At 53.4% G+C, this 25,828-nt stretch carries 23 protein-coding genes and 1 pseudogene; 11 read left to right on the forward strand and 13 right to left on the reverse strand.

Annotation, left to right across the window (positions count from 1 at the left end):
- Nucleotides 1–89: 89 nt before the first annotated feature.
- The 7 genes from menF to pmrD all read left to right on the forward strand — a co-directional run bounded on the left by menF (nucleotide 90) and on the right by pmrD (nucleotide 7,515).
- Nucleotides 90–1,388, forward strand: a complete 1,299-nt coding sequence (gene menF, locus I6L54_RS09315) for an isochorismate synthase MenF (RefSeq protein ID WP_040230131.1) — start codon at nucleotides 90–92, stop codon at nucleotides 1,386–1,388.
- A gap of 87 nt (nucleotides 1,389–1,475) precedes the next feature.
- Nucleotides 1,476–3,146, forward strand: coding sequence for a 2-succinyl-5-enolpyruvyl-6-hydroxy-3-cyclohexene-1-carboxylic-acid synthase (menD, locus tag I6L54_RS09320; protein ID WP_040230130.1), 1,671 nt, complete (start codon nucleotides 1,476–1,478; stop codon nucleotides 3,144–3,146).
- The gene (gene menH, locus I6L54_RS09325) at nucleotides 3,143–3,901 is read left to right on the forward strand and encodes a 2-succinyl-6-hydroxy-2,4-cyclohexadiene-1-carboxylate synthase (RefSeq protein WP_040230129.1); all 759 of its coding nucleotides are present in this window, start codon (nucleotides 3,143–3,145) and stop codon (nucleotides 3,899–3,901) included. The genes menD and menH overlap by 4 nt, the downstream gene beginning before the upstream one ends.
- A gap of 14 nt (nucleotides 3,902–3,915) precedes the next feature.
- On the forward strand, nucleotides 3,916–4,773 hold the full coding sequence (gene menB / locus I6L54_RS09330; RefSeq protein WP_040230128.1) for a 1,4-dihydroxy-2-naphthoyl-CoA synthase: 858 nt from the start codon (nucleotides 3,916–3,918) through the stop codon (nucleotides 4,771–4,773).
- On the forward strand, nucleotides 4,773–5,735 hold the full coding sequence (gene menC / locus I6L54_RS09335; protein WP_005129439.1) for an o-succinylbenzoate synthase: 963 nt from the start codon (nucleotides 4,773–4,775) through the stop codon (nucleotides 5,733–5,735). The genes menB and menC overlap by 1 nt, the downstream gene beginning before the upstream one ends.
- Nucleotides 5,732–7,156: an o-succinylbenzoate--CoA ligase gene (menE, locus tag I6L54_RS09340; RefSeq protein ID WP_040230127.1), complete on the forward strand. Its 1,425-nt coding sequence runs from the start codon at nucleotides 5,732–5,734 to the stop codon at nucleotides 7,154–7,156. Before menC ends, menE begins: the two co-directional genes overlap by 4 nt.
- Nucleotides 7,157–7,251: 95 nt before the next feature.
- Nucleotides 7,252–7,515 carry a signal transduction protein PmrD gene (pmrD, locus tag I6L54_RS09345; protein ID WP_005129436.1) on the forward strand — a complete coding sequence of 88 codons (264 nt, stop codon included), beginning with the start codon at nucleotides 7,252–7,254 and terminating at the stop codon, nucleotides 7,513–7,515.
- A 2-nt stretch (nucleotides 7,516–7,517) separates the two neighbouring features.
- Here the strand turns inward: pmrD and arnF are convergent, their stop codons facing one another.
- The 8 genes from arnF to nudI form a co-directional block, all read right to left on the reverse strand.
- Complete coding sequence (arnF, locus tag I6L54_RS09350; RefSeq protein WP_040230125.1) at nucleotides 7,518–7,904, reverse strand: 4-amino-4-deoxy-L-arabinose-phosphoundecaprenol flippase subunit ArnF; 387 nt, start codon at nucleotides 7,902–7,904, stop codon at nucleotides 7,518–7,520.
- Entirely contained in the window at nucleotides 7,904–8,239 is a 336-nt protein-coding gene (arnE, locus tag I6L54_RS09355; RefSeq protein WP_040230124.1) for a 4-amino-4-deoxy-L-arabinose-phosphoundecaprenol flippase subunit ArnE, read from the reverse strand. Before arnE ends, arnF begins: the two co-directional genes overlap by 1 nt.
- Nucleotides 8,236–9,894 carry a lipid IV(A) 4-amino-4-deoxy-L-arabinosyltransferase gene (gene arnT, locus I6L54_RS09360; protein ID WP_040230122.1) on the reverse strand — a complete coding sequence of 553 codons (1,659 nt, stop codon included), beginning with the start codon at nucleotides 9,892–9,894 and terminating at the stop codon, nucleotides 8,236–8,238. Before arnT ends, arnE begins: the two co-directional genes overlap by 4 nt.
- Complete coding sequence (gene arnD, locus I6L54_RS09365; protein WP_040230121.1) at nucleotides 9,891–10,793, reverse strand: 4-deoxy-4-formamido-L-arabinose-phosphoundecaprenol deformylase; 903 nt, start codon at nucleotides 10,791–10,793, stop codon at nucleotides 9,891–9,893. The genes arnT and arnD overlap by 4 nt, the downstream gene beginning before the upstream one ends.
- A complete protein-coding gene (gene arnA / locus I6L54_RS09370; RefSeq protein WP_040230120.1) occupies nucleotides 10,790–12,772 on the reverse strand; it encodes a bifunctional UDP-4-amino-4-deoxy-L-arabinose formyltransferase/UDP-glucuronic acid oxidase ArnA in 1,983 nt (660 codons plus the stop codon). The genes arnD and arnA overlap by 4 nt, the downstream gene beginning before the upstream one ends.
- Nucleotides 12,769–13,752 (reverse strand): undecaprenyl-phosphate 4-deoxy-4-formamido-L-arabinose transferase, encoded by a 984-nt coding sequence (arnC, locus tag I6L54_RS09375; RefSeq protein WP_005129419.1) that lies wholly within the window; start codon nucleotides 13,750–13,752, stop codon nucleotides 12,769–12,771. Before arnC ends, arnA begins: the two co-directional genes overlap by 4 nt.
- Before the next feature lie 2 nt (nucleotides 13,753–13,754).
- Nucleotides 13,755–14,894, reverse strand: coding sequence for a UDP-4-amino-4-deoxy-L-arabinose aminotransferase (arnB, locus tag I6L54_RS09380; RefSeq protein WP_005129418.1), 1,140 nt, complete (start codon nucleotides 14,892–14,894; stop codon nucleotides 13,755–13,757).
- Nucleotides 14,895–15,178: 284 nt separating this feature from the next.
- Entirely contained in the window at nucleotides 15,179–15,604 is a 426-nt protein-coding gene (nudI, locus tag I6L54_RS09385) for a nucleoside triphosphatase NudI (protein ID WP_005129417.1), read from the reverse strand.
- A gap of 315 nt (nucleotides 15,605–15,919) precedes the next feature.
- Between nudI and I6L54_RS09390 the strand changes: the two genes are divergently transcribed.
- Nucleotides 15,920–16,462, forward strand: a complete 543-nt coding sequence (locus tag I6L54_RS09390) for a YfaZ family outer membrane protein (protein ID WP_040230118.1) — start codon at nucleotides 15,920–15,922, stop codon at nucleotides 16,460–16,462.
- A gap of 79 nt (nucleotides 16,463–16,541) precedes the next feature.
- Nucleotides 16,542–17,738: a nicotinamide mononucleotide deamidase-related protein YfaY gene (locus I6L54_RS09395; RefSeq protein WP_040230116.1), complete on the forward strand. Its 1,197-nt coding sequence runs from the start codon at nucleotides 16,542–16,544 to the stop codon at nucleotides 17,736–17,738.
- A gap of 38 nt (nucleotides 17,739–17,776) precedes the next feature.
- On the opposite strand, the gene I6L54_RS09400 is transcribed toward I6L54_RS09395, so the two are convergent.
- The 4 genes from I6L54_RS09400 to glpA form a co-directional block, all read right to left on the reverse strand.
- Complete coding sequence (locus I6L54_RS09400; protein WP_005129410.1) at nucleotides 17,777–18,706, reverse strand: Rpn family recombination-promoting nuclease/putative transposase; 930 nt, start codon at nucleotides 18,704–18,706, stop codon at nucleotides 17,777–17,779.
- Between the two features lie 183 nt (nucleotides 18,707–18,889).
- Nucleotides 18,890–20,080 carry an anaerobic glycerol-3-phosphate dehydrogenase subunit GlpC gene (gene glpC, locus I6L54_RS09405; RefSeq protein ID WP_040230115.1) on the reverse strand — a complete coding sequence of 397 codons (1,191 nt, stop codon included), beginning with the start codon at nucleotides 20,078–20,080 and terminating at the stop codon, nucleotides 18,890–18,892.
- Nucleotides 20,077–21,336, reverse strand: coding sequence for a glycerol-3-phosphate dehydrogenase subunit GlpB (gene glpB / locus I6L54_RS09410; RefSeq protein ID WP_040230114.1), 1,260 nt, complete (start codon nucleotides 21,334–21,336; stop codon nucleotides 20,077–20,079). The genes glpC and glpB overlap by 4 nt, the downstream gene beginning before the upstream one ends.
- A complete protein-coding gene (glpA, locus tag I6L54_RS09415; protein ID WP_040230112.1) occupies nucleotides 21,326–22,954 on the reverse strand; it encodes an anaerobic glycerol-3-phosphate dehydrogenase subunit A in 1,629 nt (542 codons plus the stop codon). The genes glpB and glpA overlap by 11 nt, the downstream gene beginning before the upstream one ends.
- Before the next feature lie 272 nt (nucleotides 22,955–23,226).
- Here glpA and glpT point away from each other — a divergent pair, with 272 nt between their 5' ends.
- Together glpT and glpQ are read left to right on the forward strand one after the other, a co-directional pair.
- Complete coding sequence (gene glpT / locus I6L54_RS09420) at nucleotides 23,227–24,585, forward strand: glycerol-3-phosphate transporter (RefSeq protein ID WP_040230110.1); 1,359 nt, start codon at nucleotides 23,227–23,229, stop codon at nucleotides 24,583–24,585.
- Between the two features lie 3 nt (nucleotides 24,586–24,588).
- On the forward strand, nucleotides 24,589–25,656 hold the full coding sequence (glpQ, locus tag I6L54_RS09425; protein ID WP_137378517.1) for a glycerophosphodiester phosphodiesterase: 1,068 nt from the start codon (nucleotides 24,589–24,591) through the stop codon (nucleotides 25,654–25,656).
- A 62-nt stretch (nucleotides 25,657–25,718) separates the two neighbouring features.
- On the opposite strand, the pseudogene I6L54_RS24495 reads toward glpQ, so the two are convergent.
- A pseudogene (locus I6L54_RS24495) lies at nucleotides 25,719–25,811 on the reverse strand (LysR family transcriptional regulator); the annotation flags it as partial.
- Nucleotides 25,812–25,828: the final 17 nt, after the last annotated feature.

Genomic DNA, 25,828 nt, shown 5'->3' on the forward strand with positions numbered 1-25,828 from the left:
GCGCTGTTATCGCACCCCCTATACGGGGGTACTGCTTTTTCTGCTCAGTACCCCGTATAATGAGAGGTTTTTAACAGGGAGAGGTCCGCGTGCATTCAATCACTACTGCGCTGGAAAGTCTGATGCGCATTTTGTCGCAAGAGATACCGGCAGCACCTGGCATTCGTATTTACGACATACCTTTCCCACTGAACGATGCTTTTGACGCTTTAGGATGGCTGGCCAGCCAGCCCGTCTGGCCTCAGTTTTACTGGCAGCAACGTAACGGCGATGAAGAAGCAGCTGTGCTGGGCGCAGTTGCGACATTCTCCTCACTGGAATCTGCTCAACGGTTTTTACGCCAACATGATAATTACCCCGAACTGCGCGTCTGGGGCCTGAATGCGTTTGAGCCGCAGCGCGGTAATTTATTGCTGCCGCGACTGGAATGGCGACGCTGCGCCGGGGTTGCTACCTTACGACTACACCTGTATAGCGACGTGTCGTTGCGTGAAGATGCCGCGCAGGCCGCTGCGTTTATTTCAACACTTGCACAGGTAAAACCGCTTCCCGCATTGCGTCTGATTTTGACGGGAGAGCAGCACTGGCCGGATAAAGATGGTTGGGTTCGACTTATTGAGCTTGCCACGCAGACCATTGCTGAGGAAGAACTCGACAAAGTGGTGCTGGCGCGGGCGACCGATTTACAGTTTTCTCAGCCGGTTAATGCCGCGGCGGTTATGGCCTCCAGTCGTCGTTTAAATCTCAACTGTTACCACTTCTATATGGCGTTTTCCGCCGAATCTGCTTTTCTTGGCTCATCCCCTGAACGTCTGTACAGGCGGCGTGACACGGCACTGCGCACTGAGGCGCTGGCCGGAACCGTTGCCAATCACCCTAACGATCATCGCGCCTGGCAGTTGGGTGAATGGCTGATGAAGGACGATAAAAATCAGCGTGAGAACATGTTGGTGGTGGAAGATATTTGCCAACGGCTGCAGAACTGTACGCAAACCCTCGATGTCCTGCCGCCACAGGTACTTAGACTGCGCAAAGTACAGCATCTGCGCCGCTGTATCTGGACTGCGCTCAATCAGGCGGATGATACGCTCTGTCTGGTACAGCTACAGCCTACTGCGGCCGTAGCGGGTATTCCACGCGAGCTGGCGCGTGAATTTATCCAACATAATGAACCCTTTGAACGCGAGTGGTATGCCGGTTCTGCGGGTTATCTTTCACTGCGTCAGAGCGAGTTTTGCGTGTCATTACGTTCAGCGAAAATTAGCGCAAATGTCGTACGCCTGTATGCCGGGGCGGGGATCGTGCGCGGTTCAGAACCTGAGCAAGAATGGCAAGAAATAGATAATAAAGCGGCAGGGTTACGTACTTTATTATCGATAGAAGGATAATGATTTCGTGTATATTCCCGACTCATATCAAAAATCCATTTATTCGATTCTTTATACTGTGTCGCAATATTGATACCGGACAATCTCATGTCAGTAAGCGCATTTAACCGACGCTGGGCGGCGGTCATTCTGGAAGCTCTCACTCGCCACGGCGTCAGGCATGTTTGCATTGCCCCTGGCTCTCGTTCGACGCCGTTGACTTTAGCGGCAGCGGAAAATCCCGCTTTTATCCATCATACCCATTTTGACGAGCGCGGACTGGGGCATCTCGCCTTAGGTCTGGCGAAAGTCAGTAGGCAACCTGTTGCCGTTATTGTCACCTCTGGTACGGCGGTAGCGAATTTGTATCCGGCGCTGATTGAAGCCGGGCTGACCGGTGAAAAACTGATTTTGCTTACCGCTGACAGACCGCCTGAGCTTATTGACTGTGGCGCTAACCAGGCTATTCGTCAGGCCGGCATGTTTGCCTCGCATCCGTCGCAAACGCTCTCTTTACCGCGTCCGACGCAGGACATTCCGGCAAGCTGGCTGGTGTCTGCCATCGATAACGCCTTAGCCGCGCTGCATAGCGGGGCGGTTCATATAAACTGTCCGTTTGCAGAACCCTTATATGGCGAGATGGACGAAACGGGTCTGGCCTGGCAGCAGCGTCTTGGTGACTGGTGGCAGGATGATAAACCCTGGTTGAGCGCAGCGCGTCGACTGGAAAGTGATAAACAACGCGACTGGTTTTTCTGGCGGCAAAAACGTGGTGTAGTACTTGCCGGGCGCATGAGCGCCGAAGAGGGCAAGAAAGTTGCGCTCTGGGCGCAGACGTTAGGCTGGCCACTCATTGGTGATGTGCTGTCGCAAACCGGACAGCCGTTGCCCTGCGCCGATCTGTGGCTGGGGAACGCGAAAGCGATAGCTGAATTAGAGCAGGCGCAGATTGTGGTGCAGCTCGGCAGTAGTCTGACCGGTAAACGACTGCTGCAATGGCAGGCCAATTGCGACCCACAGGAATTCTGGATTGTCGACAATATCGAAGGCCGCCTCGATCCGGCTCACCATCGTGGGCGCCGGCTGGTGGCAAAAGTAGGCGACTGGCTGGAGCTGCATCCGGCGGAGAAACGCCAGCCCTGGTGTGTGGAGATCCCACGGCTGGCGCAACAGGCATGGCAGGCGGTAGAAGCCCGCCGTGACACGTTTGGCGAAGCACAGCTGGCGCACCGTATTCGCGAGTATCTGCCAGAGCAGGGACAGTTGTTCGTGGGGAACAGCCTGGTTGTACGGCTGATTGACGCACTGTCTCAGCTTCCGGCAGGTTTCCCGGTTTACAGCAATCGCGGTGCGAGCGGTATTGACGGTCTGCTATCAACGGCGGCAGGCGTACAGCGTGCCAGTGCAAAATCGACGCTGGCTATTGTTGGCGATTTATCCGCGCTGTATGACCTGAATGCGCTGGCGCTTTTGCGTCAGGTTTCCGCGCCGTTTGTCCTGATTGTGGTGAATAATAACGGCGGACAGATTTTCTCCCTGCTGCCAACCCCGCCAGGCGAACGTGAACGGTTCTATCTGATGCCGCAGAACGTACATTTCGAACATGCTGCCGCCATGTTTAACCTTAAATACCAGCGCCCGGAAAACTGGGAGCAGCTGGAGAGCGCGTTGACTAACGCCTGGCGTACTCCTGCGGCCACGGTGATTGAGCTGGTGGTGAATGAAACTGACGGGGCGCAAACCTTGCAGCAACTGCTGGCGCAGGTAAGTCATCTATGATCCTGCATGCGCAGGCGAAAGAGGGCCAGACGGGATTTCCCTGGCTGGTTTTCCTGCACGGTTTCTCTGGCGATTGTCGGGAATGGCAGACGGTCGGCGAAGCGTTTCAGGATTATTCGCGGCTATACATCGATCTGCCGGGACACGGTGACTCTGCTGACATCAGCGTGAGCGGATTCGATGACGTAAACGTTTTGCTGCGTAACACTCTACTTAGTTACAACATACACAACTACTGGCTGGTGGGATACTCTCTTGGTGGCAGAGTCGCGATGATGGCTGCCTGTCAGGAGATGCCAGGGCTTTGTGGTCTGGTGATTGAAGGTGGACATCCAGGCTTGCAAGGCGAAGAGGCGCGCGTTCAGCGTCTTCTCTCGGATGGCCGCTGGGCTGCGCGATTCCGCGCAGAGCCGCTACGTGAGGTGTTTAATGACTGGTATCAACAGCCCGTTTTTTCCTCGCTGAACACGGCGCAAAGAGAGGCGCTGGTCGCTCTGCGTAGCCAGAATAATGGGCAAACGCTGGCGGCAATGCTGGAGGCCACCTCGCTTGCCGTACAACCTGATTTACGTGCGCAACTCACGACGCGCACATTTCCGTTTTATTATTTATGTGGTGAACGTGACGATAAATTCCGCGCTCTGGCGGCGGAAATATCAGTACCAAACCATGTGATTCGTAATGCCGGACACAACGCGCATCGGGACAACCCCGCGGGTGTAGTGGACTGTCTGGCTCAGATTCTGCGTCGCTGACTATAGGACATTTTATGATCTATCCTGATGAAACAATGCTTTACGCACCGGTAGAATGGCACGATTGCTCTGAAGGCTATACCGATATTCTTTACGAGAAATCCACCGACGGTATCGCAAAAATCACCATTAATCGTCCGCAGGTACGCAATGCTTTCCGTCCTGTTACCGTCAAAGAGATGATTCAGGCGCTGGCGGATGCACGCTATGACGACAATATCGGCGTGATTATTCTGACCGGTGCGGGCGACAAAGCGTTCTGTGCGGGTGGCGATCAGAAAGTACGTGGCGATTACGGCGGATACCAGGATGACTCCGGCGTGCATCATCTGAACGTTCTGGACTTCCAGCGCCAGATCCGCACATGCCCGAAACCGGTTGTCGCGATGGTGGCAGGGTATTCCATCGGCGGTGGTCATGTGCTGCACATGATGTGCGACCTGACCATTGCGGCTGAAAACGCCATCTTTGGTCAGACTGGCCCGAAAGTCGGTTCCTTCGACGGCGGGTGGGGCGCGTCCTACATGGCGCGTATCGTAGGTCAGAAAAAAGCACGTGAAATCTGGTTCCTGTGCCGTCAATACGATGCAAAACAGGCGCTGGATATGGGCCTGGTCAATACCGTGGTTCCGCTGGTCGATCTGGAAAAAGAAACTGTGCGCTGGTGTCGTGAAATGCTGCAAAACAGCCCGATGGCGCTGCGCTGCCTGAAAGCTGCACTGAATGCCGACTGCGATGGCCAGGCGGGTCTGCAGGAGCTGGCCGGGAACGCGACCATGCTGTTCTACATGACTGAAGAGGGTCAGGAAGGCCGTAATGCCTTTAACCAGAAACGCCAGCCTGACTTCAGCAAATTCAAACGGAATCCGTAATGCGTAGCGCGCAGGTATACCGTTGGCAGATCCCCATGGACGCGGGGGTGATTTTGCGTGACAGGCGGTTAAAAACGCGTGACGGGCTGTACGTTTGTCTTCGTGACGGCGAGCGCGAAGGGTGGGGGGAGATCTCTCCACTACCGGGCTTCAGCCAGGAAACCTGGGAAGAGGCGCAAACTGCGCTGCTGGCCTGGGTTAACGGTTGGCTGCAGGGGGATTCATCCTCACCACAGCTGCCTGCCGTTGCATTTGGTGTTAGCTGTGCGCTGGCCGAGCTTGCGGGTACGTTGCCTGAGGCGGCGGACTATCGTGCTGCGCCGTTGTGTACAGGTGATCCTGACGATCTGGTGCTGCAACTGGCAGACATGCCTGGCGAGAAAGTTGCGAAGGTAAAAGTCGGTCTGTATGAAGCTGTTCGCGACGGTATGGTCGTCAACCTGTTGCTGGAGGCGATCCCGGAACTGCACCTGCGGCTTGATGCCAATCGTGCCTGGACGCCGCTGAAAGCCCAGCAGTTTGCGAAATATGTCAATCCTGAGTATCGCGGGCGCATTGCCTTCCTCGAAGAGCCGTGTAAAACCCGTGATGATTCCCGTGCGTTCTCGCGTGAAACAGGGATTGCCATTGCCTGGGATGAAAGTCTGCGTGAAGCCGATTTCACCTTTATGGCCGAAGAGGGCGTGAAGGCAGTCGTTATCAAGCCTACGCTGACGGGTAGCCTCGACAAGGTGCGTGAGCAGGTTGCAGCCGCACACGCGCTCGGTCTCACCGCCGTGATCAGCTCCTCTATCGAATCGAGCCTGGGCTTAACCCAGTTGGCACGCATTGCTGCCTGGTTGACGCCACAGACTATCCCTGGTCTGGATACGCTCAACCTGATGCAGTGTCAGCAGGTACGCGCGTGGCCTGGCAGTACGTTGCCATGCATTGAGGTCGATGCGCTGGAACGCCTGCTATGATCCAGCAGGAAATGCCCGATAGCGTAAGCATATCAGGCCTGGTGCAATTTGCTGACTGGCCGTGGCGTCACTGGCGACAGGTTCGTGCGGACGCGCCAGCCTTACGCCTCAACGATGAGGTGTTACGCTGGGGCGATCTCTGTGCGCGGGTCGATCGTCTGGCAAGCGGCTTTGCGGCTCAGGGGGTGGAAGAGGGCGATGGCATATTGCTCCGCGCCTGGAATCATCCCCGTCCGCTGCTGGCATGGCTGGCATTGTTGCAGTGCGGAGCACGAATATTACCTGTGAACCCGCAGTTACCACAGCCGTTGCTGGATATGTTAATCCCGGATCTGACGCTGCGTTTTGCGCTGGATCTGGAAGGCGAAAGCCCGCTCCCGGGGTTGGCACCGCTGCGGATGCTGGAACAGTCTGGCGAGCATGCTGCCGTCTGGTTGCCTCAGCGCTTGAGCACAATGACATTAACTTCCGGCTCAACCGGAGTGCCGAAAGCAGCGGTACATACCTGTCAGGCGCATTTGGCGAGTGCGCAGGGGGTGCTGTCACTGATGCCATTTGGCGAAGACGATGACTGGCTGCTCTCGCTACCGTTATTTCACGTTTCCGGCCAGGGGATTATGTGGCGCTGGCTGTTTGCGGGCGCGCGTATGACCGTGCGCGATAAGCAACCGTTAGAGCAAATGCTGACGGGGTGTACCCATGCTTCGCTGGTTCCCACGCAGCTTTGGCGACTGTTGGTCAATAACACACCGGTATCGCTAAAGGCCGTGTTGCTGGGCGGTGCAGCGATTCCTGTTGAATTGACTGAACAAGCGCGTGAGCAGGGTATTCGTTGCTGGTGCGGTTACGGGTTGACGGAATTTGCCTCCACGGTGTGTGCGAAAGAAGCCGATGGTAAGGCGGATGTCGGCTCTGCACTACCAGGCAGAGAAGTCAGGATTGTTGATGATGAAGTCTGGCTTCGTGCCGCCAGCATGGCGCAAGGGTACTGGCGCAACGGACAGCTTTATCCACTGGTTAATGCGCAAGGCTGGTTTGCCACCCGCGATCGCGGCATCGTGCATGATGGCAAGTTAACCCTTGTCGGACGGATGGACAACCTGTTTTTTAGTGGCGGAGAAGGGATCCAACCGGAAGAGGTGGAGCGCGTTATTGTATCGCATCCCCATGTTCTGCAAGCTTTTATTGTTCCAATAGAAGATGAAGAGTTTGGCAGCCGCCCCGTTGCGGTCGTTGAGTATGACGCCAACGCTGGGGACACCAATCTGGCAGAGTGGGTTAAAGACAAGCTAGCTCGCTTTCAACAACCGGTATGCTGGCTGACATTGCCACCCGAACTCAAAGCCGGAGGAATCAAAATCTCTCGTCGTGCGCTGTCGGATTGGGTAAGTGCTTCAGTATTAACATTAGGAAAACATTGATTACATTTCTCACTTTTGCCATTCCCAGGCCATTGCGGTTTTGTTTATCTGCTGAAGTGTAACCTGGTGTGAAAATCAATAGCAAAAGGTGCGCTATGGAATGGCATGTGAAGAAATCTTGCTGTAACCAAAAAGCAGGGAGGCTCTATATTGTACTTTGTGATACCGGTGGTTCGTTGAAAATGCTGGCTGAAGCGCAAGCCAGCGAGCGTGTAAAAGCTGGCGATCTCCTGTCACCGCTAAAAGATGCCCAGTATTGTATTAACCGTGACACATCGCGAGTGATTAAAATCATTGATGCCAGACAGTATCTCTGCGAAGAATGGGAGCGTCTGCGACAACTGTCTGACGATAAATGATCTCAGGGTGTGTGTTGGCGGACAGGTAAGAATATGGTCATTAACCCCGCCATAATACACAGCACACCCACCAGGGCTTTTATTGAAAAGGTTCCTTGCCAGCCCGGTAAAATCATTGATGCGATCCACACCAGCACATAGCTGAGGCTGAGCAAGGCATAGGCTTTGCTCAGCGCGAGCTGATGCAGGGCTTTATGCCAGCACATCACTGACAGTAAATAACCTACCAGCCCGCCATATAAGGCGAGTGCGTTGTTGCTGGTTGAAAAAACGGCGGAAATAAACGCCAGCGGTTGCAGCATGGGCGGCAGATTATCCATCGCGTAGCCCAGACTTAGCTGAGCAAACGACGTAATAATCACGCTACACAGCCCCCAAAAGATGCCCATTACACCGCGCTCCCAAGAATAAATATGCCTGTGATGAGTAGCCCAACCCCCAGCCAGTGACGCGTTGTGACAGGTTCGCGCCAGATTTTCCATGCCGCCAGCGTGACCCATACAAAGTTCAGGCTTAGCATTGGGTAGGCGATACCGACGGGAATATTCTGCAATACTGCCAGCCAGAGCAGCATGGCCAGTCCCAGACAGGCCAGCGCCAGACCAATCCACTGCGCGATATAGCGTGTTCGCGCGTGAGCGGGTACCGGGCGGGTGGCCTGCTTCTGACACAATTGTCCACAGACGCTGAGCAGGCTGGCAAGGACTAAGGTTAGCCAGATCATTTAGGCCTGTACTGAATCAAGACCAGGCGCCCCTGATTGTCGATATAGTCAGCGGGGGGAATGGCAAGCTGATTAATATCCTCATCCTTCGAAATTGACAGCACGAGCGTAATGATCCCTTCCTGACGATGTTGCGCCAACCAGCCGGCAAAGTCATCCCGGCTGACGAAGCGTCCCTGGGCATCCGGATAATTAAGGCCGTATTTTAACTCACCTGTTTGCCCGTACATGTTGATGTCATCGCGTTTCAGGCTCCAGGCCAGGCCAGCAGCAACGCCAACACTGTCGGTGAAAATATAACGGCTCGACTCCAGCGACTCTTTGGTCATCTCGACAAAAAACTGCGGCTGTTTGGATTCCATTACCCGGTCAGGTACTGAGAAGCCGAACAACAGCGCCAGCCCCAGCGGGCAGAGCGCTGCTAATTTCCAGTTTTTTTCACGGTTGTTAAGCGTATACCAGCCAAATAGCGTCCAGGTGATAAAAATACCCCATGAGCAAAACACTTTATACGTTTCGATATGCGACCAGACCGGTGTCTTCAACGGTCCGAGCGTGGACACGATAATCGTGGCGACAATGCCGGACACACCGAACAGCACGTTGATCCAGCCATTTACGCGCAGCGCGGCTGAGCCTTTTTCCGCGGCCTGCAGGCCGAAACGCGCCGTTAATATCGCCAGCGGCGCGAAGCAGGAGAGAATATAGGTCGGTAGTTTTCCTTTGGCGATGCTGAAAAACAGGATTGGCATGACAATCCAGCTTAACAGGTACTGTGCGCTGCGCGGAACATCCCGCTCACGCCAGCCCGTACGCAGCGCGCCGGGGAGCAGCCCGAGCCACGGTAATGCGCCAGCCACGAATACCGGAATGTAGTACCAGATGGGAGCCTTGTGTTGGGCATCATCCTGTGCGAAGCGTTGAATATGTTCAACCCAGAAGAAGTAATGCCAGAAATCCGGTTCACGCTGGGCTATCGCAACTCCCCATGGCAGCACAATTACCACGCAGCCGACCACTGCCAGTAGACCGTAGATAATGAGATCTTTCCAACGCTTTTGCATGAAAACCCACGGCAGTACGCTGAGCACAGGAACGGCAAGCGCCAGAAAACCCTTGGTCATCACGCCCATGCCGCAGGTGAATCCTAACAGCAAAAAGGCGACAACTTTACGTGTTCTGGTGGTGGCCTGCATTCCCTCCCAAAAACAGCACATGCCTGCCATTAGCCACAGCGCGATAATGGGATCAAGTACCGCGTAGGTGCCGATGCTGTAAACCGAGAAAAACGTTAAAAAGATAACTGAAGAGAGAATGGCGGTACGCTTGTCTTGCCATAACCGCATGGCAAGCCGGGCGACCAGGAGTGCCGTCAGTAAGGTGGCAAAAATGGCCCCCGCTCTGACGCCAAAATTATTAGCGCCAAACAACCATTGTCCGATGCTGTTTAACCAGTATCCGGCAATGGGTTTTTCAAAATAACGCAGCCCTAAAAAGTGCGGCACGATCCAGTCGCCAGACGTCAGCATTTCCCGGCTGATTTCAGCATAGCGCGTTTCATCAGGCTGCCAGAGCAGGCGGCTGTTGATGGGGAGAATAAAATACAGCGCAATAAACGCGATACAGGCCAGAGTGTAGCGGGCAGCAGGTTTCATTGTGTCGCACTCACCGGTTGTTGGCAGCCGAGCCATCCCTCTCTGCCGGGTATTTTTCCACGCACGATCTGCCCTGTCGGCAGCGAACTGACATTGTCAGGTAACAGGTCGCCGAGCGGGCAAAATATAATTCCCATGTCGGCAGCGCGAGTCAGCAGCTCGTCAAAATTCTGATGAAAAGCAATGCCTTCCACCTCTGCGTGAATCGTGTAGACCGGGGTGCCTTTGTCCCTCTGAATGCAGGAGAGAATATAGTCGTTGAAGTCCGCTGCCTGCACCTCCTGACCAACTACTTCATCCCATGTCGGTAGCGTGACCGGAATTTGTGGCGTCCCCATTTCTCCAGTTTCAAGTACAGGACGGAATAACGATGTTCCCCTGCAATCGCTGTTATAGCGCAGATGGAATGTTTCTTTCGCATCGACGACGCGTGAGTCGGCACGCCAACCAGCAACGGCAGAGCAGGTAACCGGTTGGCCGATGATTGTTTCGAGCGCATTAATGCCTCGCGAAATATCATCAATCAGCTGTTTATCGTTCCAATTGCCACTTCGTGATTGCCAGGCATGATGATCCCAAGCGTGTAAGCCTGTTTCGTGATACCGGGCAGCTTGCGAAATGATGGCCGCATTGGCCAGGCCAATTTCTTTTCCAGGCCAGGCGGTGCCGGCCAGTAAAATGTCCCACCCGTAGAGTGAGGCTGCGTTTGAGCGCAGCATCTTCCACAAAAATTGCGGCTTCACCAGACGCCAGAGATGGCGTCCCATGTTGTCGGGCCCGACGCTAAAAAAGAAACTTGCCCGAACGTTATGCCGGTTCAATGTCTCCAGCAGGCGGGGCACGCCTTCGCGTGTCCCTCTGAATGTATCGACATCTATGCGCAAGCCCACTTTGGTCATGATGTGTGTTCCGTGATGTCCACACTGCGTAAGAAGAAGTCCAGCGTCTCTTCAACCGTTTCTTGCATCTCGATTGTTGGTTCCCAGTTCAGGCAACGTTTGGCGTTACGAATACTGGGTTTGCGGTGCTCAACGTCCTGGTAGCCTTTGCCATAGTAGCTGCTACTCTCAACGTCGCGGAAACCAGCAAACGGCGGGAAGTGTTGGCGCAATGGATGTTTTTCGAAGCAGGAAAGGAGCATTTCAGCCAGTTCCTGAATACTTGCTTCGTTATCCGGGTTACCGATATTGATGATCTCGCCATCACAGCGCCCGCCTTCGTTTTCAATGATACGGAACAGAGCTTCGATACCGTCACGAATGTCGGTAAAGCAACGCTTCTGCTTGCCGCCTTCAATCAGCTTGATGGGGGAGCCTTCCACCAGATTCAGGATCAGTTGGGTAATGGCGCGTGAGCTGCCGATACGTGCGGCGTTCAGGCTGTCCAGACGCGGTCCCATCCAGTTAAACGGACGGAATAAGGTGAAACGTAGCCCTTCTTTTTCACCGTATGCCCAAATGACGCGATCCAGCAGTTGTTTAGAGACCGAGTAGATCCAGCGCGGTTTATTAACCGGGCCGACGATCAGGTTGGAGCTGTCTTCATCGAAGTCTTTATCGGTACACATACCGTAGACTTCAGATGTTGACGGGAAAATGATGCGTTTGCGGTATTTGACACAGTAACGAATAATTTTCAGATTTTCTTCAAAATCGAGTTCGAAGACGCGCAGCGGGTTGCGGGTATATTCGATCGGCGTGGCAATGGCGACCAGTGGCAGCACAACGTCGCATTTTTTCACATGATATTCAATCCATTCGGAGTGAATGCTGATATCACCTTCCACAAAATGGAATCGTGGGTGTTGCAGAAAACGCTCAATCGCATCGCTGCCAATATCAAGCCCGTAGATTTCGTAGTTATCTTCGCGTAGCAGGCGTTCGGTCAGGTGGTTGCCAATGAAACCGTTAACGCCAAGGATCAAAACGCGGGTACGACGTTTGCTGGCGGAAACGGGCTGGCTGTTGAGGCGAGAACCCGCAACCAGACCCAAAACTTGTGCCAGCTGTGAGCCCTGCATAGTAATGCCATCACCCGCTTGCCCGGTAATGATTTCGAGTGCGCCATCGGCACAGGCAATCAGCAAGGGTGATACGGAGATAACCGTTCCCGGCAGAGCCGCAGATGTATTTGCACTCTGGCGCGATGACCAGATGGTGAATTTTTGCGTACCGGCATAGCTAAATGCACCCGGCCATGGATCGGACACGGCGCGAACCATGTTATGCAGTTGTGCGCAGGGATTGTTCCAGTCGAGGAAACTGTCTTCCGGCGTGCGGCGACCAAAACAGGTGGCGTCGGCTTCCTGTTGTGGGTACTCCTGAAAATCACCGGCTTTGATGGCTGGCAGCGCCTGCGCCAGTACCTCGCGGGCAGACTGGCATAATTTATGGTGCAGGGTTAACGCTACGTCATCGGGGGAAATGGTTATGCGCTGTTGGGCGACGATGGCACCGGCATCTGCGCGCTTGACCATGCGATGAAGCGTCACGCCTGTTTCGGTTTCGCCATTGACTAATACCCAGTTCAGCGGTGCACGGCCACGATATTTGGGCAGTAATGAGCCGTGCAGATTAAAGGCACCCGCAGGCGCAAGACGCAGGATCTCATCGCTGAGTAAATGGCGATAGTAGAATGAGAAGATCATATCGGGGGCGAGCTGCCCGATCCGCTCGATCCACAGCGGATGATTGACCTCGTCCGGAGCGTACACCGGAATACCTGCGCTGGCAGCGAGGCGGGAAACTGAGCCAAAAAACGCTTTTTCACCTGGGTTATCAGCGTGCGTAAAAATAGCAGCGATGTCATAACCCGCATCCAACAGGGCCTGGACTCCCTGACAACCCATATCGTGATAAGCAAATACGACGGCTTTCATGCGCGGTTTTCCTCAGTTGACTGCGTGGTTTGTGGACGGATAACGTGTTGAACAAAATAGCGAGGGCGTGCGCGGACATCGTTATAGATGCGACCGATATATTCGCCGAGTAATCCCATGCCAATGAATTGCGCGCCGATAAAGGTAAACAGCACGGCGAACAGCATAAACACACCTTCTGCAGCCCACTGCGGGCCGAGCGTCAGGCGAAGAACAACAAGCAGGACCGACAGGGTAAAGCCTGTGGCGGCAATGATGCTGCCCAGCAGGCTCAACATACGCAATGGCGTGGTGGTCAGGCAGGTTACCAGGTCATACATCAGGTTTATCAGACGCATGAAACTGTACTTAGAGTCGCCAAATTCACGCTCGGCATGGTGTACCGGGATTTCCGTGGCGCGGCGGGCAAAGATGTTAGCCAGGATCGGAATAAAGGTGCTGCGCTCCTGGCAATGCAACATGGCATCGACGATGTGACGGCGATAAGCGCGGAGCATGCAGCCATAATCGCCCATGGCTTTACCGGTCGTGCGCTGAATCAGATGGTTGATCATCCGTGAGGCGGTCTTACGAAAGCGGCTGTCCTGGCGGTTCTGACGCACCGTACCGACGACATCGAAGCCTTCTTTTGCCGTGGCAACCAGCCGCGGGATCTCCTCTGGTGGGTTTTGTAAATCAGCATCCAACGTGATGATCAGGTCGCCAGTGACGTGGCTGAAACCGGCCATAATCGCCGAGTGTTGCCCATAGTTTCGATTCAACAGAATAGAGACAATATGGCTGTTCGGTGCCTGGGAGGCGTCCATCATCAGTTGAGCCGAATTGTCACTGCTACCGTCATCAATGAGCAGGATTTCATATTCAGTATCCAGTTTTTCGCAGGCGGCGCTGGTGCGCCTGATTAATTCTGGCAGGCTTTCCTGTTCGTTAAAAACGGGAATGACCACCGAGACTTTACTAATCGGTGAGGCTTCAAACATGCTTATTGTCCTGCAATCTGGCGAAGTGCCGTAATGACGCGTTGTGTGTCATCGTCGGTCATGTCGGGAAATAGCGGCAGTGAACAAATGCGTGCGCTATTCCATTCGGTATTAGGCAGAGAAAGATCGGTGAAACGTTCGCGATAATATTTCTGCGTGTGGGCCGCGCGAAAATGCAGGCCTGTGCCAATATTTCTGGCCTTTAGTGCTTCCATCAGAGTATCTCTGCTTAGCCCACAGCGGGCTTCATCCACGCGAATGATGAACAAATGCCAGGCGTGCACATACGACCACTGAGGCAGGGCGAGCGGTTGAAACGGCGTATCGGCCAGCGCCTGTTGATACTGCTGCGCAATTCGCGCACGGCGTGCGTTCAGGCGATCCAGTTTGTTCAACTGCACCAGAGCGATGGCGGCGTTGATGTCAGTCAGGTTGTACTTGTATCCCGGTGCGAGAACTTCAGCTTGCGGCGCGCGACCATAGGTTTGACGGTCATACGCATCTACACCCAGGCCGTGAAATTTCAGGCTGCGAAGCCGTTGAGCGAGTTGGCTGTCGTCAGTAACAATCAGTCCACCCTCGGCACAGGTCACATTCTTGATAGCGTGAAAGGAAAAGATTGCGGTACCACGAGCACCGACATGACGACCCTTGTATAACGTTCCGACGGCGTGCGCTGCGTCTTCAATGACAGGGATTCCATAGCGTTCACCGATGGCGTAAATGGCATCAAGATCGGCTGGGGCGCCAGCGTAATGTACGGGAATAATGGCCTTGGTGCGTGGCGTGATAGCGGCTTCAATTTGCTCCGGTGTGACCATCAGCGTATCGCGGTCAATATCGATCATCACGGGTGTTGCGCCCAGCAGGACAATCATGTTGAGGGTAGAAACCCACGTCATTGACGGCGTAATGACCTCATCGCCTGCACCTATGTTCAGCGCCATTAGCGTGATGTGCATACCTGCAGTGGCGGAACAGACGGCGACGGCGTGTTGATTTCCCGTCAGCTGGCAGAAGGCTTCTTCCAACTGTTGATTTTTCGGGCCAGTGGTTATCCATCCAGAGTCCAGCACCGCTTTCACCGCGGCAAGCTCTGCAGCACCCATTGCCGGGCGAGAGAAAGGCAAAAAGTCAGACATCATTATTCCTTCAAGCCATTTAACGCTACCGAAGTTTTATTTTTAGGACTAAACAGGGGCGTCGTTAATTATTTCATCAGGTTATAAAGGTTAATGGCCGAAGGTTAATTTATCCTTAAGAGTTTAAGGTTTGTGGTATAAAGATAAAAACAGGGAGAAGTGATTTATTTGTTTGAATATAAAGTGTTTTTAGCCGTTATGGCGGCATTGGTCTCTGTTGCTGAATGTTGAGAACAATACCGCTAATGTGAACATTGTTTATATTACGTTTAAATTCGTGGGATTTACAGTAACCCTTTCAAGGTCAACGTGTTACGCGTGGCGATATTTAAGTCGTAGGTGCCAAGATCTTCCGCTTTAACCCATGCGAAGTCCTGAAACTCTTCGTTAATGTTCACTTCACGATTAGTTGCCACACAATCGAAGATGAGATAAATCATATAAATCTCTTCCTGACTGCCATCGGCATAGGTTTTGGTGCGAATATCATCGCTGAAGGTCCACGGAGTAATTTCTGATAATACCAGTTGTTCACCCAGCTCTTCCCTCACTTCCCGACGCAAAGCCTCTTCGATGCGCTCACCCGGCTCAACACCCCCGCCAGATAGCGCCCACTGACCGGGAAACACGCCGCGGTCGTCAGCCATTTTACACAGTAAATAGCAGCCATCGTTTTGAATTAATGGGCAAACAATTGTTCTTTGGCGCATAGGTCAAGTCCTTCCAGGGGAGATTGAGAATTCCATCATCCACCTATCTTACCTTTTGCAGGTTGAAGAAAAAACGCTTCATCGACGATTAAGCCCGTGTGGCTGGGGAAAAATTGATAGTTGTTGAAAATGGCATTCAGAGACGCTCAGCGATAGATTTCATACAAAAATTTAACCTTATCTAAATTTTCTGAGTAGTATTTAGTTACAATATGGTATTGCATCGCTTTTTTAGCTCATTGATTCCTCGCCATCTGGAAGTACAATCCCTCGGTTTTGGGGCTATGTTTTGATTCTTGCTGGAAAGGATAGAAAATGAAAAAAAGTTTACTGTTGGGTTTTGCCGGAATGCTGTTTGTTTCTGCGTCGGCGAGCGCAATTAGCATTAGCGGCCAGGCGGGCGAAGATTACACCAACCTTGGCTTCGGTATGGGCACTGAAACCACGGGTCTTGCCGTTAGCGGCAACTGGATGCATAACGATGACGACGGTGATGCGGCTGGTCTGGGGCTGGGTCTGAATATTCCACTCGGTCCACTGCTGGCAACAGTTGGTGGTAAAGGCATTTATACTAACCCGAATGATGGTGATGAGGGTTACGCTGCGGCGGTCGGTGGCGGTTTGCAGTGGCCGATTGGCGACAGCATCCGTCTGTTTGGTGAATACTACTACTCCCCGGATTCACTCTCCAGCGGGATCGACAGCTATGAAGAGGCGAATGCCGGTGCGCGCCTGACCATTATGCGTCCGCTGAGCATCGAAGCCGGTTATCGTTACCTGAATCTGGCGGGCAAAGACGGCAACCGCGATAACGCGATTGCGGATGGCCCGTACGTTGGGGTTAACGCGAGTTTCTGATTTTTCCGGCGCGGCCTTCAGTCGCGCCTTCCCCCCTCCATGCGTTATAGTGTTTTCATCATAAAAGCAGGAGAACACGATGTTAAACGTGGAGATGCTATCCACCGGGGATGAAGTGTTGCACGGACAAATCGTCGACACCAATGCCGCCTGGCTGGCAGATTTTTTCTTTAATCAGGGATTACCGTTAACACGCCGCAATACGGTTGGCGACAATCTGAACGATTTGGTCGCTATTCTGCGTGAGCGTAGCGAACATGCTGATGTACTGATCGTCAATGGCGGCTTAGGGCCGACCAGCGATGATTTGAGCGCACTGGCGGCGGCAACGGCAAAAGGTGAAGGGCTGGTACTGCATGAAGCGTGGCTGGCCGAAATGGCGCGTTTTTTCCGTGAGCGGGGACGCGTCATGGCACCGGGCAATCGCAAACAGGCTGAGCTTCCGGCCAGCGCGGAGTTTATTAATAATCCGGTCGGAACTGCCTGCGGGTTCGCCGTAAAGCTTAATCGCTGCCTGATGTTCTTTACGCCGGGTGTGCCGTCAGAATTTAAAGTCATGGTTGAACATGAGATCCTGCCGCGCCTGCGCGAACGTTTTTCTCTCTCTCAACCCCCGCTATGCCTGCGCTTAACGACTTTTGGTCGTTCTGAAAGCGATCTGGCGCAGAGCCTGGACTCTTTGGTTTTACCGCCCGGGGTGACAATGGGGTATCGCTCGTCGATGCCGATTATCGAGCTGAAGTTAACCGGGCCCGATTCCCAACGTGAAGCGATGCTGGCGCTATGGCCAGAGGTGAAACGTGTTGCCGGCCAGAATATGATTTTTGAAGGTACCGAAGGGTTACCTGTGCAAATTGCCCGTAAGCTCCAGGAGCGCCAGTACAGTCTGACGCTGAGCGAGCAATTTACCGGAGGCTTAATTGCTCTGCAGCTGTCTCGCGCCAGTGCCCCGTTGTTAGCGAGCGAGGTAGTGCCATCTCAGGAAGAAACGCTGGCGCAAACGGCTCACTGGATAACCGAGCGACGCGGCAACCATTATGCCGAACTGGCGCTGGCGGTATCGGGTTTCGAAAACGAACATATTAACTTCGCACTGGCAACACCTGACGGCACGCATGCCTTGCGGGTGCGACTCAATGCAAATCGCTATAGTTTGGCTGTTCGTCAGGAAGTTTGCGCAATGATGGCGCTTAATATGCTGCGGCGTTGGCTAAATGGTCAGGATATCGCCGGGGAACACGGCTGGATAGACGTGGTAGAATCCCTGACGGTTTGATTAGTGGCAGGGAAGGTTACAAACCTTCCCTGTCTGACTCACGCTGTGACATCGTCTGGCAATAACCCGGTAATTAACTGAACCAAATCACGATCAATCCCTTGTTCCAGCATCATGCGAGCGATCCTTGTTGCTTCTTCTTGCATACCTTTTTGTACTCCTTGTTCCAATCCTTGTTGTAACCCTTGTTGCAGCCCATCGTGGTGGCCTTCTTGTCTGAGTCTCTCTGCGATTGTCATCAGCCTCTCCTTGTTATGAGGGGAACGTTCGGCAACTTTATGGATAAATTCGTTGACGTGAGAAACGTCGCCGTACCGTAGCAGATAATTAAATAGCGTCTGTAGCTGGCTGTCATTAGCGGTGCTTGTAACTAATAACGAGACCAGTCGGTCCACTAATCCCATCAAATCGCGATCGCGGATATGTTTTTGCATCAACTCAAGCAACGCAACACGCCGATGTTGCGCGATTTCATCGTCAGGAATCACGGTAATGTCGACCAGCGGAAAAGCTTCCGAATAAAGTTGTCGCGCCAGTTGTGGGTTGTCAAATTCATCCAGCCAGTTGAGTGACCAGGGATAGGGGCTTTGTTGACCGTGATAAAACAACATGGGGATCACCAGCGGCAGCGTTTTATTCCCGACATCAAGATGGTGCTGCATCGCAGCGGTGGCATAGCGCATCAGGCGGAATGCCATGTGCTGCACAGCTGTACTCTGATGTTCGATGACACAATAGATATAGCCATCACCTTCGTGGGTTTTTAGCGACCACAATACGTCGGAGTAGTACGCGCGGAGATCCTGTTCGATAAAACTGGTGGACTCCAGCTTCAGCGTTTGCAAATTGCATATCTCACGTAATGTGACGGGGAGGTGAATCTCCAGAAAATCCCGGGCCATCTCAGGATAAGAAATTATCTTTTTAAAAACCGCATCATGCGGTGTGGATGTGGTGGGTATAGCCATGGTAGTCCGTCACCAGAAAGAGAAGATGGCGTGACGGTATCCACTTTTCACAAGCGCTGCATATGAGAAATTGATTCTTTGCGTGGGTGAATCAGAGATAAATACGCCCGACTGCAACGTATTCAAATAAGCGGAACTGGATGCGCAAAAATGCCCGGTAGCAAACACCACCGGGCAACTGAGTTACCCCAACGCTTTGGCGAGCAGGGTAATAGGATGTTCGCAACGCTTACTTGTCGACATCTCAATCTGCCATTTACACGTTTCACAGTCGGTCACGACGATATCCGCGCCGCTTTCTTCAATCTGGCGGAATAGCGGTGCGCCAATTGACTGTGACGTCGGATAGTTTTCCTTTTTGAATCCGTAAGTTCCGGCAATGCCGCAGCATTGTGAATCCAGCACTGTCAGTTCAAGTCCAGGAATTTGTCGCAGCAGTTCCAGCGTGTAGAGCGTCCAGCCCATTTTCTCCATATGACATGGTGTGTGATAGACCACTTTTAGCGGCAGCGTTTTCAGCGGCAACGTTTTCCCTTCGTCCAGCTTGCGCCACAGCCAGCGTGTAGCCAGTTCAATATGGTCGCGCAGACCTGAGTTGTCGACATCCAGCACTTCAGGGTATTCATCACGTAGCGCAAAGGTACAGGTTGAAGAGGTGGCAATAACCGGGATGCCTTTTCCGTCAATCGCTTCTCGCAGTGAAGCCACATTACTTACCGCCTGCTTACGGGCTTTATCGGTGAAACCGTTGGCGATCAGTGGTACGCCACAGCATTTCTCTTTACTCAGCAGTTGTACGCCGGTACCCATCGCGTTCAGCACTTTTATCAGATCTTTACCGAGTTGCGGATGGTTGTAGTTCACAAAGCAACCGTGGAAAAATGCGACTTGATCCTGATACTGCGCCTGCTGTGCGGCTATGCTGCGATACCAGCGGCGGAAGGTACCGAAGGAGTACTTTGGCAGCGTACGGCGATGATCGATTTTTAGTGCATAATCAAGAAGCTGGCGCACTGGTTTCAGTGAAGTCGCGGTGTTCACGATGGGTGCGAACGGCGTAGAAACACTGCCCATCAAATCGGTATGGCTTAAGACAAAGTTACGTATCGACGGACGCGTCGTGTCGTATTTGGCACGCGCGCGTTGAATGATATCGCCAATTTTGACATCCGAAGGGCAGGCCACTTCACAGCGTTTGCAGTTGATGCAATATTTCAGCGCATCGTCATAGAGCGCACCATCTTTCAGGCGCAGGCGTTCGCCGTCTGGCCCGGCTTGTTTAGGGCCAGGGTAGCTTGGGTTGACGCGGCTTACCGGACAGGCAGTGGTGCACACCGTGCATTTGATACAACTTTCAAAACGTGTGTCGCTCATTGCTGGCCTCCTGCACGTTTCGCAATATGATGTGCGGCGTGTAAAGCGCTCACTGCGCACACTCCGCCTCCGCAACCCTGGGCGATAGGGTCAAAACCGCCAAGTACCGATCCGATGGCAAACATATTCTCTACTGTTTTTCCTGCAAGCGATGGACGCAGTTCAGCATCGGTGGTTACGCCAAACTGTTGCCACGGTTGTGGATCAAAGACGTCACGCTGATACCACTGCGCACGTGTGGCGGTTTGGTGCACATCCAGACCGAGAATCGGCTCATGAACGGCTTCGCGCGTGGCAACCAGTCCGCTGCTAAAGAAACTGCCGCTGGCGAGCACGGCGAAACGTGGCCGCAAAGGAATATCGGCATGGTTGCGGGTCCAGATTTCGCTGACAACGCTATCCTGACAGGTGATTTTTTTCACTTCATCACCTGGCATCCACACCCCACCCTGGCGTACAAACTGGCGCTGCAATTTGTTATGCAGGCGCATGCCCAGCACTGACGGCGGTAAAGTTGGTAATAACATCAGTGAGCAGGGCAGGCGGTCGTTGAGCCACTTCCAGAGCCGATCGTCAGCCAGGCCGAAACAGGCTGGCATAATTATCATGTCGCAGGTTTTTGCGATTGGCAGCAGGGCGTCATAGAGCAGCGACCATTTATCTTCGTTATCTAACAGACGAGCAATGTTGACGGCGCGAAATTCGGTTGGGTTATCACGCAGGACATCCAGTTCTGGCAAATCGATTTCAGCCGTTTCGACGCTGAGGTTACGCTGGCGCAGTGAGGCCGCGGCAAGGTGCGCCTGGAAATCCAGTAAGCCGCTAATTCCCACCACACAGACACGTTGCGCTGATAACGGCCAGACCGGCACCTCTGCTGAACTAAGCCAGGTTGAACGCAGGGTTCCCAACGGTGTTACACGTTGATGAGCCTGATGAACCTTACCGTGCAAATGTGTTCCGCACTCTTCCAACAGATCCTGCGCCTGCTGCGCCAGTGCCAGTACGGTCTGCGTGCCGATGGTGCTATAAGGATGACCTGGTGCCTGAGTACGCAGCGCATTCAAACCCGCTTCTATATCCGTCACCGGTTGACCATCGGGTAAGCTGCTGAGCAAATCCAGTGAGCCGGAGGAAAAATGCAGGGCGCTTTGGCCGCGGGTAACAATCGTGCAGCGCAGTCCGCTTTTTTGCAGTTGCAGGCCGCATAGCAGTCCAGCGAGGCCGCCGCCGATAATGACGGTATCAAATTTCATCCTGGTGCTCCTTTTCCAGACCACACAACCCTTGATAAACCCAGCGAGTGAACTCGCTTTCGCGCAGTGCATCTCCCCAGGCGATAGGCTGCACACCTTTCCAGCGTTCGTTGAGGAAGTCGGAAAGCTGAGTAATGGATTGTGCGGCGGTGGTGACATTAAAACGTTGTAGCAAACCTGCGGCGCGGCAGGCACACAATTCGCCCTGACACGTCCCCATCCCGACGCGGGTGCGACGACGTAAATCGAGCAAACTGTTGACGGTTAAATTTTCAACGGCATATTGCACTTCACCTGCGGTGACGGCTTCACATTCACAGACCAGGCTGCGGTGCTGACGGTCTTCGCTCAGCCACGCTGGGGTACGATCCCCATGGCGATAGACAGCTGAACCGCGTAGCGGCGCAGGTAACGAAATAACGCGTTTAAGCGTATGCTCGGTAGATTCCTGTGAGCCAGGCAACGCGGTGTCTGCGGTTGTGCAAGGCTGGGTATTGCCCAGCTTACGGCAAACAGCATCGGTGGCCCATTCCGCCATCAGGCGGTAAGTCATCAGTTTGCCGCCGGTAATGGTGATAAACCCTTCCAGTCCGTCACGCTCTGCGTGATCGAACAGTACAATCCCACGGCTGACGTTACGACCGGTCGGATCGTCGTCGCTGGCCACCAGCGGACGTACGCCGGAGTAGGCGCGTAAAATGCGCGTTTTCGCCATAATCGGCGCCAGTTTCTCGCCTTCACGCAGCAGAATGTCGACTTCTTCTGCGGTGACGCGGTTGCTGTCGATATCATCGTAATCAATGTGCTGCGAGGTGGTACCGATCAATGAGATGGTATCGCCTGGCACCAGAATATCGGCGTCAGACGGTTTACGGCAGCGGTTGATGACATGCTGGTTAATGCGATGATCCATAATCAGCAACGAACCTTTGGCCGGGAACATACGGATGCTCAGATCGGCATATTCCGCAATGCGCTGGCCCCAGATCCCGGCGGCATTCACGACCACCGGCGCATGCAGAGACTGCATTTCGCCCGTCAGATGATTGCGCACGTTAACGCCGCAAACCGTCGCGCCTTCGCGAATCAGTCCTGTCACTTCATGCGCCGTTAAGATAACCGCGCCATGCTCACGCGCATCCAGCATGTTGGCGGCGGTTAAGCGGAAAGGATCAACCGTGCCGTCCGGCACTTTTACCGCACCAATCAGCTGTGGATTCACGGAAGGTTCGATAATACGTGCCTGCTGAGGGTCAATCGCTTCTGCGCGAATCCCTGCTTCTTCACAGGCGCGAATAAAGGTCGCCTGAAAGGAGAGCTCATCCTCCGGCAGGGTAATAAACAGACCGTCCGTTGGCTCAACGCAATGGCGGGCGATACGTTTCAGAATTTGGTTTTCGCTGATGCACTCACGGGCAGATTCAGCATCGGTGACGGCGTAGCGTGCACCGCTGTGCAGCAGGCCGTGGTTGCGCCCGGTCGCACCTGTGGCGATATCGTGGCGTTCTACTAAGATGACGCGCAATCCGCGCAGGGCACAGTCGCGTGCGATCCCTGCACCTGTTGCTCCTCCACCAATGATAATCACGTCACTTGTTTGCGAGTCGCGAGTTTTCATTGTTTTTCCTCACAGTTCGTTTTTTATCATTTAGCCACATAAAAAACATGGATTGTTTGATTTCGCGCATAATCGCTCATAATTCGAAAATGAAACGTGATTCCGTGCGCTTTTATGAACATTTGTCATAAATGTGTAACAATCTGTGCTGTAATTCACATTATTGCCTGGAATGTTTCCTTAACATCGCGGCCACACTGGGAGCGGTAGGGTTGTTACGGCAATCTGCAGTGTTTCCTTCGAATGAAAGACGGCCACGGAGGCTACTATATATGTTGAGCATTTTTAAACCTGCGCCACATAAAGCGCGTTTAGCTGCAGCGGAGATCGATCCGACTTATCGTCGATTGCGCTGGCAGATTTTCCTGGGAATATTTTTCGGTTATGCCGCGTACTATCTGGTACGTAAGAACTTTGCTCTGGCCATGCCGTATCTGGTTGAACAGGGTTTCTCGCGTGGCGATCTGGGTTTTGCGTTGTCCGGTATCTCCATTGCATACGGATTTTCGAAATTCATCATGGGGTCCGTCTCAGATCGCTCGAATCCGCGCGTTTTCCTGCCCGCGGGCCTGATTCTGGCTGCTGCGGTGATGCTGTTTATGGGCTTTGTGCCGTGGGCGACATCCAGCATTGCAGTGATGTTTGTGCTGCTGTTCCTCTGCGGATGGTTCCAGGGGATGGGCTGGCCGCCGTGTGGTCGTACCATGGTGCACTGGTGGTCGCAGAAAGAGCGTGGCGGCATCGTTTCCGTTTGGAACTGTGCGCATAACGTGGGTGGCGGTCTGCCTCCGCTGCTGTTCCTGCTGGGTATGGCCTGGTTTAACGACTGGAAAGCGGCGCTGTACATGCCTGCTTTCGGTGCGATCGTCGTCGCGCTGTTTGCTTTTGCTCTGATGCGTGATACGCCGCAGTCCTGTGGTCTGCCGCCAATCGAAGAGTACAAGAACGATTATCCGGACGATTACAACGAGAAAGCGGAAGAAGAGCTGACTGCGAAGCAGATCTTCATGCAGTACGTACTGCCGAACAAACTGTTGTGGTACATCGCTATCGCCAACGTGTTTGTTTATCTGCTGCGCTACGGCATCCTGGACTGGTCGCCGACTTACCTGAAAGAAGTGAAGCATTTTGCACTGGATAAATCGTCCTGGGCTTACTTCCTGTACGAGTATGCCGGTATCCCGGGGACGCTGCTGTGTGGCTGGATGTCGGATAAAGTCTTCCGCGGTAACCGTGGCGCCACCGGCGTGTTCTTTATGACGCTGGTCACCATCGCGACGGTCGTTTACTGGATGAACCCGGCAGGCAATCCGAACGTGGATATGGCTTGTATGATTATCATCGGCTTCCTGATCTACGGCCCGGTCATGTTGATTGGTCTGCATGCGCTGGAACTGGCACCGAAAAAAGCGGCGGGGACGGCGGCAGGCTTCACCGGACTGTTCGGTTATCTCGGTGGTTCTGTCGCGGCGAGCGCCATTGTCGGTTACACCGTTGACTTCTTCGGCTGGGACGGCGGCTTTATGGTGATGATTGGCGGTAGCGTGCTGGCGGTTATTCTGTTGGTAGTCGTCATGATTGGTGAAAAACGCCATCACGAAGAGATGCTGCTCAAGCGTAACGGGGGCTAATAGATGAAAACCACATTGAAAAGTCTCAGCGTGGCGCTGATGCTGGCAGGTATGGTTGTGAGCAGTGCGGCGGTTGCCGCAGATAAAATTGTCATTGCGCACCGTGGCGCCAGCGGATATTTACCGGAGCATACGCTGCCTGCGAAAGCGATGGCTTATGCTCAGGGCGCGGATTTTCTGGAGCAGGATTTGGTGATGACTAAGGATGATCATCTGGTTGTCCTGCATGACCACTATCTTGACCGCGTCACCGATGTTGCTGAGCGCTTCCCGGATCGTGCGCGTAAAGATGGGCGTTACTATGCCATCGACTTTACGCTGGATGAGATCAAATCGCTGAAATTTACCGAAGGTTTCGATATCGAAAATGGCAAAAAGGTACAGACATATCCAGGGCGTTTCCCGATGGGTAAATCTGATTTCCGTGTGCACACTTTCGAAGAAGAAATTGAATTTGTTCAGGGATTAAATCATTCAACCGGTAAAAATATCGGTATTTACCCGGAAATGAAAGCGCCGTGGTTCCATCACCAGGAAGGGAAGGATATCGCCGCTAAGACGCTGGAAGTGCTGAAAAAGTACGGGTACACCGGTAAACAAGACAATGTCTATCTGCAGTGCTTTGATGTTGTGGAGTTAAAACGCATCAAAAATGAACTGGAACCGAAGATGGGGATGGATCTCAATCTGGTGCAGTTGATTGCGTACACTGACTGGAATGAAACTCAGGAGAAAAAACCAGACGGCAGTTGGGTGAATTACAACTACGACTGGATGTTTAAACCGGGTGCCATGAAGCAGGTTGCGCAGTATGCGGACGGCATTGGGCCGGACTACCACATGCTGATTGATGAGAAGTCGAAGAAGGGCAATATCTCGTTAACTGGCATGGTGCAGGACGCACATCAGAATAAGATGGTGGTGCATCCTTATACCGTTCGCGCCGATCAACTGCCGGATTACACCACTGACGTAAACCAGCTGTATGACATTCTTTATAACAAAGCGGGTGTTGACGGGCTGTTCACCGACTTCCCCGACAAAGCAGTGAAATTCCTGAATAAAGAGTAATGGCATAAGGCCTGTGATGCACCTCCGGTCACAGGCATTATTGGACGAAACGTGATTAACTGCTAGATAAGGCCGTCTGCTGTCAACGTTTTCCTACATGCCTGCAGGAGAAATAAAGGGCTGCCGTCTATCGGCGGCTCTTTTGCCAGTAACGTTTTTTTCCCGCCTTGCG

Source organism: Citrobacter pasteurii, from assembly GCF_019047765.1.
Taxonomy (GTDB): domain Bacteria; phylum Pseudomonadota; class Gammaproteobacteria; order Enterobacterales; family Enterobacteriaceae; genus Citrobacter; species Citrobacter pasteurii.

What these genes read in the sequence shown, in the direction of transcription:
- menD (WP_040230130.1), top strand. Translation starts at nt 1,476, where the DNA reads ATGTCAGTAAGCGCATTTAACCGACGCTGGGCGGCGGTCATTCTGGAA.
- menH (WP_040230129.1), top strand. Translation starts at nt 3,143, where the DNA reads ATGATCCTGCATGCGCAGGCGAAAGAGGGCCAGACGGGATTTCCCTGG.
- menB (WP_040230128.1), top strand. Translation starts at nt 3,916, where the DNA reads ATGATCTATCCTGATGAAACAATGCTTTACGCACCGGTAGAATGGCAC.
- menC (WP_005129439.1), top strand. Translation starts at nt 4,773, where the DNA reads ATGCGTAGCGCGCAGGTATACCGTTGGCAGATCCCCATGGACGCGGGG.
- menE (WP_040230127.1), top strand. Translation starts at nt 5,732, where the DNA reads ATGATCCAGCAGGAAATGCCCGATAGCGTAAGCATATCAGGCCTGGTG.
- pmrD (WP_005129436.1), top strand. Translation starts at nt 7,252, where the DNA reads ATGGAATGGCATGTGAAGAAATCTTGCTGTAACCAAAAAGCAGGGAGG.
- arnF (WP_040230125.1), bottom strand. Translation starts at nt 7,904, where the DNA reads ATGGGCATCTTTTGGGGGCTGTGTAGCGTGATTATTACGTCGTTTGCT.
- arnE (WP_040230124.1), bottom strand. Translation starts at nt 8,239, where the DNA reads ATGATCTGGCTAACCTTAGTCCTTGCCAGCCTGCTCAGCGTCTGTGGA.
- arnT (WP_040230122.1), bottom strand. Translation starts at nt 9,894, where the DNA reads ATGAAACCTGCTGCCCGCTACACTCTGGCCTGTATCGCGTTTATTGCG.
- arnD (WP_040230121.1), bottom strand. Translation starts at nt 10,793, where the DNA reads ATGACCAAAGTGGGCTTGCGCATAGATGTCGATACATTCAGAGGGACA.
- arnA (WP_040230120.1), bottom strand. Translation starts at nt 12,772, where the DNA reads ATGAAAGCCGTCGTATTTGCTTATCACGATATGGGTTGTCAGGGAGTC.
- arnC (WP_005129419.1), bottom strand. Translation starts at nt 13,752, where the DNA reads ATGTTTGAAGCCTCACCGATTAGTAAAGTCTCGGTGGTCATTCCCGTT.
- arnB (WP_005129418.1), bottom strand. Translation starts at nt 14,894, where the DNA reads ATGTCTGACTTTTTGCCTTTCTCTCGCCCGGCAATGGGTGCTGCAGAG.
- nudI (WP_005129417.1), bottom strand. Translation starts at nt 15,604, where the DNA reads ATGCGCCAAAGAACAATTGTTTGCCCATTAATTCAAAACGATGGCTGC.
- I6L54_RS09390 (WP_040230118.1), top strand. Translation starts at nt 15,920, where the DNA reads ATGAAAAAAAGTTTACTGTTGGGTTTTGCCGGAATGCTGTTTGTTTCT.
- I6L54_RS09395 (WP_040230116.1), top strand. Translation starts at nt 16,542, where the DNA reads ATGTTAAACGTGGAGATGCTATCCACCGGGGATGAAGTGTTGCACGGA.
- I6L54_RS09400 (WP_005129410.1), bottom strand. Translation starts at nt 18,706, where the DNA reads ATGGCTATACCCACCACATCCACACCGCATGATGCGGTTTTTAAAAAG.
- glpC (WP_040230115.1), bottom strand. Translation starts at nt 20,080, where the DNA reads ATGAGCGACACACGTTTTGAAAGTTGTATCAAATGCACGGTGTGCACC.
- glpB (WP_040230114.1), bottom strand. Translation starts at nt 21,336, where the DNA reads ATGAAATTTGATACCGTCATTATCGGCGGCGGCCTCGCTGGACTGCTA.
- glpA (WP_040230112.1), bottom strand. Translation starts at nt 22,954, where the DNA reads ATGAAAACTCGCGACTCGCAAACAAGTGACGTGATTATCATTGGTGGA.
- glpT (WP_040230110.1), top strand. Translation starts at nt 23,227, where the DNA reads ATGTTGAGCATTTTTAAACCTGCGCCACATAAAGCGCGTTTAGCTGCA.
- glpQ (WP_137378517.1), top strand. Translation starts at nt 24,589, where the DNA reads ATGAAAACCACATTGAAAAGTCTCAGCGTGGCGCTGATGCTGGCAGGT.